The following is a 6,627-nucleotide window of genomic DNA, read 5'->3' as shown; positions in this document are numbered from 1 at the left end:
TTCGCAGCCCAGCGGGAGCAAGCTCCCTCGTCACAAGAGCGGCTGACCGTTAGAAAAGCATGAACCCAGAAACGTATCGCCAAATTGGCGATACGTTTCTGGCAAGCCGCCGAGACTGAGTCAACATGTGACGCTCCATTCAGAGACTGAATACAGCGTCTGCGTTCACAGTCGCCGGGGCGTCGCGTTATAGTCGGGTACGACATTTATTTCGCACGCCCCGCCTCGTCCGGGCCGGCGACACCGTTCGAGGATTTGCAGATGAAGTTCGAAGGCACCCGCGCCTACGTGGCCACCGATGACCTGAAGCTGGCCGTCAACGCCGCCATCACCCTGGAACGTCCCTTGCTGGTCAAGGGCGAACCGGGCACCGGCAAGACCATGCTGGCCGAACAACTGGCTGAATCCTTCGGTGCGCGCCTGATCACCTGGCACATCAAGTCCACCACCAAGGCCCATCAAGGCCTCTATGAATACGATGCGGTCAGCCGTCTGCGGGACTCGCAGTTGGGCGTGGACAAGGTGCACGACGTGCGCAACTACCTGAAGAAGGGCAAGCTCTGGGAAGCGTTCGAGTCCGAAGAGCGGGTGATTCTGTTGATCGACGAGATCGACAAGGCCGACATTGAATTTCCCAACGACCTGCTGCAAGAACTCGACAAGATGGAGTTCTACGTCTACGAGACCGATGAAACCATCAAGGCCAAACAGCGGCCGATCATCATCATTACCTCTAACAACGAAAAGGAACTGCCGGACGCCTTCCTGCGCCGCTGCTTCTTCCACTACATCGCCTTCCCCGACCGCGTCACCCTGCAGAAAATCGTCGACGTGCATTACCCGGACATCAAGAAAGACCTGGTCAGCGAAGCGCTGGACGTGTTCTTCGACGTGCGCAAGGTGCCGGGGCTGAAGAAAAAACCTTCCACCTCCGAACTGGTGGACTGGCTCAAGCTGCTGATGGCCGACAACATCGGCGAAGCGGTGCTGCGCGAGCGTGATCCGACCAAGGCCATTCCGCCCCTGGCCGGTGCCCTGGTCAAGAACGAACAGGACGTGCAACTGCTCGAGCGCCTGGCGTTCATGAGCCGCCGTGGCACCCGCTGAACCCGCTTCGTTTCAACAAGAGCGAGGGCCAATGCCATGCTGCTTAACCTGTTCAATGAAATGCGCGCCGCCAAGGTGCCGGTGTCGGTGCGTGAACTGCTGGATTTGATCAACGCGCTGAAACAGCGAGTGATCTTCGCCGACATGGATGAGTTCTATTACCTGTCCCGGGCAATCCTGGTAAAGGACGAACGGCATTTCGATAAATTCGACCGCGCCTTCGCCGCTTACTTCAACGGCCTGGAAAGACTCGATGATCACCTCCAGGCCCTGATTCCCGAAGACTGGCTGCGCAAGGAATTCGAGCGCTCGCTGACCGACGAAGAGCGGGCGCAGATCCAATCCCTGGGCGGCCTGGACAAGCTGATCGAAGAATTCAAGAAACGCCTGGAAGAACAGAAGGAACGCCATGCCGGCGGTAACAAGTGGATCGGCACCGGTGGCACCAGCCCGTTCGGTTCCGGCGGCTTCAACCCCGAAGGCATCCGCGTCGGTGACGCCGGCAAGCGCCAGGGCAAAGCTGTAAAAGTCTGGGACCAGCGCGAATACAAGAACCTGGACGACCAGGTGGAACTGGGCACCCGCAACATCAAGGTCGCCCTGCGCCGCCTGCGCAAGTTCGCCCGCCAGGGGGCCGCCGAAGAGCTGGACATCGATGGCACCATCGACCACACCGCACGGGACGCGGGCCTTTTGAACATCCAGATGCGCCCGGAGCGACGCAACACCGTCAAGTTGCTGTTGCTGTTCGACATCGGCGGCTCGATGGATGCCCACGTAAAAATCTGCGAAGAACTGTTCTCGGCCTGCAAGACCGAGTTCAAGCACCTGGAGTATTTCTACTTCCACAACTTCGTCTATGAGTCGGTGTGGAAAAACAACCTGCGCCGCACCTCGGAACGCACCTCGACCCAGGACTTGCTGCACAAGTATGGCGCCGATTACAAAGTGATCTTCATCGGCGACGCCGCCATGGCCCCGTATGAAATCACCCAGGCCGGCGGCAGCGTCGAGCACTGGAACGAAGAACCGGGCTACGTGTGGATGCAGCGCTTCATGGAGAAGTACAAGAAACTCATCTGGATCAATCCTTACCCCAAGGACACCTGGGGCTACACCGCTTCAACCAACATCGTGCGCGAACTGGTGGAGGACCGGATGTTCCCGCTGACCTTGCGCGGGCTGGAAGAAGGGATGCGGTTGCTTTCCAAGTAAGATTTTTCTGCCCTTGAGGGCCTCATCGCGAGCAGGCTCGCTCCCACAGGGTCTCGTGTACGACAAAGTCCAATGTGGGAGCGAGCCTGCTCGCGATGCTTTCAGCCTCCGAGCGATGTTACAACCCGCGCAAATCCCGCTCTTCAATCGGTCGGCTCTGGCGCAGACGCCTGCCGCCCAGCACCACCCAGTCGATCAGGCGGAACAGGCACTCCAGGCCGAACGACAGCAACATGGCGCCACTGAGGCCCCAGATCATCGCCTCGGGGGTCAGGAGGATCTGGTAGCTGTAGCCGTTCCAGGTTTCTTTGCGAATCTCCGGGTCAGCGGCCAGTGCCACTTGCAGCAAACGGATGTACCACGGCCCCTGCATTGCCTGGAATTGCTTGTCCAACGCCTGCTGACGGACGAGCAAGGTGTTCAGGCTGTCGGCATCACTGCGAAAGATCGGATCTTCGCTGGCACGGTAGTGAGCCACCAGCGCTTGCATGTCGCCCTTGAAAAACTGGTTGGCGGTGCCCTGGAAGCCTTTCAGTCCGGTCTGCGCTTCGATCAGGTGCGCCTCGACCCGCTTGGCGTAATCGCTGATGAAACCCGGCACCTGCACCCCCACCAACAGGCCTACCGCGAACAACACCAGCCGTAGATAACTGAGCAACATAAGCGTGACGTCCTTATTCGGTCTGGCCATGGCTGACGCATTCGCCGCGCCGCCACAGGCTCCATTGGCCCGGTTCGTAGCGGGTCCAGGTTTCGTTTTCAGTCAAGGGTTCGGTGGCAATTACCGTGACCACGTCATTGGGCGTGGTTTCGGCGTGGAAATCCACGATCACGTCCACATCCTTGAGCCGCGCCGGGCCGAACGGCGCGCGACGGGTGATATGGACCAGTTTGGTCGAGCAAAAGCAGAACAGCCAGTCACCATCGCTGAGCATGCAATTGAACACGCCCTTGCTGCGGTATTCGGCGCAGGCCTGGATCAACGACGGCAACAGTTGCTCCACCTCCACCGGTTCCGGGAACGCCTGGCGCACGCGGTTGAGCAAATCGCAGAACGCCGCTTCGCTGTCGGTATCGCCCACCGGACGATAGAAGCTTGCGCCCGGCTGGAAATCGGCAAGCTGGCCATTGTGGGCGAAGCACCAGTTGCGGCCCCACAACTCACGCACGAACGGGTGGGTGTTGGACAGGCAGACCTTGCCGACATTGGCTTGGCGGATGTGTCCGATCACCACTTCGCTCTTGATGGGGTAGCGCTGCACCAGGTTCGCCACTTCCGACTCGCTGCTGGCGGCCGGGTCCTGGAACAGGCGCAGGCCACGACCTTCATAGAAGGCAATGCCCCAGCCGTCCCGATGCGGCCCGGTCTTGCCGCCACGCTGCATCAGCCCGGTGAAGCTGAACACGATATCGGTCGGCACGTTGGCGCTCATGCCCAGTAACTCACACATGCTCGGACCCTCGCTTCAATGGGACAAGCCTGTTTACAGCCGCGGCTCGATACGCGAACGCTGAGGATTGCTCGGTACCGGCGGGCGACCGTAACGGTCATCCCCCGCCACACCGAACGGTTGCTCATCCTGTAGCTCATCGGCCGCAGCAGCGGCTTTGGCGGCAGCGGCTTTTTCCTTGCGAGCGCTGGCTGCACGCTCGATGGGGAAGCGGATCAGCACGAGAATCAAATAGAGGCCAAAGGCGATCATGCCGTACATGAACAGATCGGACACCGCACGCCAGGCGTTGTTGCCGACTTTGAACAGCATGTCCAGGGCAACGATAGCCAGGGCCGGGGCAACCTGCTCCTTCACGGGGTCGACGATAGTGGGGCTGAACAGCAGCACCGCCATCAACAGACGCAGCGGTTCGCGCAACCCGCGCCACATCCAACGGGTCATGCGCATCCATACCAGCAGGCAGCCCAGGGCGGCGAAGGCATAGAGGCCCCAGGCGATCAGATAGTCGTTCTCGGTCATGGTGTCCATGGCAAGGCAGGCAAAGAGGCGCTTATAGTAACGGCTTTTCGCTCGTCAGGCTGCCCCGGCGTCTGTCGAGTGGTCTGTGCCGCAGTATCTGTCGGTTAATTTCTGCCGCCGCAGGTGGCTGACCGAACTAACCACACCGGCCATCAGTCCCTATTTCGTACAACGTTCGAGAGCCTTTCATGCCCCTATCTGACCACGTTTGCAACGCCCCGATTGCCCGCAGGGACACCGGTGTTGACCCCTACGCCTGGTTGCAGGAGCGCGACACCGACGCCGTGCTCGACTACCTCAAGGCTGAAAACAGCTATCAGGACGCACAACTGGCTGACCAGGCCGAACTGCGCGAAACCCTGTTTCAGGAAATCAAAGGCCGGATCCTGGAGACCGATCTGTCCCTGCCCTCGCCCTGGGGTCCGTACCTGTATTACACCCGCACCACGGCGGGCGACGAATACCCGCGTCACTACCGCTGTCCGCGCCCGGCGGACGACAGCCTGACGGTGGATGAAAGCCGCGAACAATTGTTGCTGGACCCTAACGTGCTGGCCGGCGGAGGGTTCTTTTCCCTGGGTGCCTTCAGCATCAGCCCCGACCACCAGCGCCTGGCCTACAGCCTCGACACCACCGGCGACGAGATTTACACCCTGTTCGTCAAAGAGCTGGCCAATGACAAGGTCAGCGAACTGTCCTTTGAGGATTGCGACGGCAGCATGACCTGGGCCAATGACAGCCTGACGCTGTTTTTTGGTGAGCTGGATGACACCCATCGCCCGCACAAATTATGGCGCTATCGCCTGGACGGAACGGCTGCCGAAGAAGTGTTCCATGAGCCGGACGGGCGTTTCTTCCTGCATTGCTACCGTTCAAGCTCCGAGCGGCAGTTGATCCTGTCCCTGGGCAGCAAAACCACCAGTGAAGTCTGGGTCCTGGACGCCGCACAGCCACATCAGCCTTTCACCTGCCTGGCGCCACGGGTGGAGAACCATGAATACGACGTCGACCATGGCTTGCTCGACGGTCAGTGGAGCTGGTTGATCCGCAGCAACCGCGACGGGATCAACTTCGCGCTGTACCAGGCTGCCGACACGGGCCTGGCGCCGACCGAGGCCGACTGGCAGAACCTGATCCCCCACAGCGATACGGTGATGATCGATGGCCTGAGCCTGAACGCCAGCGCCATGACCCTGAGCCTGCGTGAAGGCGGCCTACCGATCATCGAAGTTCACCCACAAGGTTTACCGGCGTATCGGGTACAACTGCCGGACGCAGCCTACAGCCTGCATGTGCAGAACAGCCTGGAGTTCGTCAGCCCCCGCATTCGCCTGCGCTACGAGGCGCTGAACCGCCCGGCGCAGATTCGCCAGCTGGACCTGGACAGCGGCGAACAGCTCGTACTCAAGCAAACTCCGGTGCTCGGTCCGTTCGATGCCGATGACTACGTCAGTCAACGGCTGTGGGCGACGGCGCCGGACGGTACGCAAGTGCCCATCAGTCTGGTGGTCAAACGCGAAGCCCTCGGTCAGCCGGTGCCGCTGTACCTGTATGGCTACGGCGCCTATGGCGAGAGCCTCGACCCGTGGTTCTCCCACTCACGACTGAGCCTGCTCGATCGTGGCGTAGCGTTTGCCATTGCTCATGTGCGTGGCGGCGGTGAATTGGGGGAAGCCTGGTATCGCGCCGGCAAGCAGGAGCACAAGCACAACACCTTCAGCGACTTCATTGCCTGCGCCGAGCACTTGATCGCCAACGGCTTCACCCGCGCGGATCAACTGGCAATCAGCGGCGGCAGTGCCGGAGGCTTGTTGATTGGCGCGGTGCTCAATCAACGCCCGGACCTGTTCAAGGTGGCGATTGCCGAAGTGCCATTCGTCGATGTACTCAACACCATGCTCGACCCGGACTTGCCGCTGACCGTCACCGAATACGACGAATGGGGTAATCCCGAGGAGCCCGCCGTCTATGATCGGATCAGGGCCTATGCCCCGTACGAAAACGTCAGGGCCCAGGCGTATCCGGCGCTGCTGGTGATCGCCGGTTACAACGACAGCCGCGTGCAGTATTGGGAAGCAGCCAAATGGGTGGCGAAATTGCGCGCCACCAAGACCGATGACAATCCCTTGCTGCTCAAGACCGAACTGGGCGCTGGCCACGGCGGAATGAGCGGGCGCTACCAGGGGTTACGTGACGTAGCCCTCGAATATGCATTTGTTTTGAAGGTTTTGGGGTTGGTCTGAGGAACTCTGTGGGACGGTCGGGTCTTAGCTCCATGTAGAGGCCCTGACACAACCACTGTCAGTGTGGGAGCGAGCCTGCTCGCGATAGC

General features: G+C 60.5%; 6 protein-coding genes. 3 read left to right on the top strand and 3 right to left on the bottom strand.

The features are described 5' to 3' along the window. Positions 1-261 precede the first annotated feature (261 nt). Complete coding sequence (locus HU811_RS23450) at positions 262-1,107, top strand: AAA family ATPase (RefSeq protein ID WP_025212404.1); 846 nt, start codon at positions 262-264, stop codon at positions 1,105-1,107. 36 nt (positions 1,108-1,143) lie between these two features. Continuing rightward, positions 1,144-2,322, top strand: coding sequence for a vWA domain-containing protein (locus HU811_RS23445; RefSeq protein WP_092458222.1), 1,179 nt, complete (start codon positions 1,144-1,146; stop codon positions 2,320-2,322). 118 nt (positions 2,323-2,440) lie between these two features. On the opposite strand, the gene HU811_RS23440 is transcribed toward HU811_RS23445, so the two are convergent. The 3 genes from HU811_RS23440 to HU811_RS23430 are packed head-to-tail and all read right to left on the bottom strand — an operon-like array spanning position 2,441 to position 4,304. Further along, positions 2,441-2,983: a DUF2937 family protein gene (locus HU811_RS23440; RefSeq protein ID WP_047227932.1), complete on the bottom strand. Its 543-nt coding sequence runs from the start codon at positions 2,981-2,983 to the stop codon at positions 2,441-2,443. A gap of 13 nt (positions 2,984-2,996) precedes the next feature. Next, positions 2,997-3,773, bottom strand: a complete 777-nt coding sequence (locus tag HU811_RS23435; protein ID WP_186658359.1) for a class II glutamine amidotransferase — start codon at positions 3,771-3,773, stop codon at positions 2,997-2,999. Between the two features lie 33 nt (positions 3,774-3,806). Continuing rightward, positions 3,807-4,304, bottom strand: coding sequence for an MFS transporter (locus HU811_RS23430; protein WP_092397383.1), 498 nt, complete (start codon positions 4,302-4,304; stop codon positions 3,807-3,809). Positions 4,305-4,483: 179 nt separating this feature from the next. Between HU811_RS23430 and HU811_RS23425 the strand changes: the two genes are divergently transcribed. Continuing rightward, positions 4,484-6,538: a S9 family peptidase gene (locus tag HU811_RS23425; RefSeq protein WP_186658357.1), complete on the top strand. Its 2,055-nt coding sequence runs from the start codon at positions 4,484-4,486 to the stop codon at positions 6,536-6,538. Positions 6,539-6,627: the final 89 nt, after the last annotated feature.

Source organism: Pseudomonas tehranensis (assembly GCF_014268615.1).
Taxonomy (GTDB): Bacteria; Pseudomonadota; Gammaproteobacteria; order Pseudomonadales; family Pseudomonadaceae; genus Aquipseudomonas; species Aquipseudomonas tehranensis.
This window is presented reverse-complemented; position numbering and strand designations above follow the sequence as displayed.

What these genes read in the sequence shown, in the direction of transcription:
- HU811_RS23435 (WP_186658359.1), bottom strand. Translation starts at nt 3,773, where the DNA reads ATGTGTGAGTTACTGGGCATGAGCGCCAACGTGCCGACCGATATCGTG.
- HU811_RS23450 (WP_025212404.1), top strand. Translation starts at nt 262, where the DNA reads ATGAAGTTCGAAGGCACCCGCGCCTACGTGGCCACCGATGACCTGAAG.
- HU811_RS23445 (WP_092458222.1), top strand. Translation starts at nt 1,144, where the DNA reads ATGCTGCTTAACCTGTTCAATGAAATGCGCGCCGCCAAGGTGCCGGTG.
- HU811_RS23440 (WP_047227932.1), bottom strand. Translation starts at nt 2,983, where the DNA reads ATGTTGCTCAGTTATCTACGGCTGGTGTTGTTCGCGGTAGGCCTGTTG.
- HU811_RS23425 (WP_186658357.1), top strand. Translation starts at nt 4,484, where the DNA reads ATGCCCCTATCTGACCACGTTTGCAACGCCCCGATTGCCCGCAGGGAC.
- HU811_RS23430 (WP_092397383.1), bottom strand. Translation starts at nt 4,304, where the DNA reads ATGGACACCATGACCGAGAACGACTATCTGATCGCCTGGGGCCTCTAT.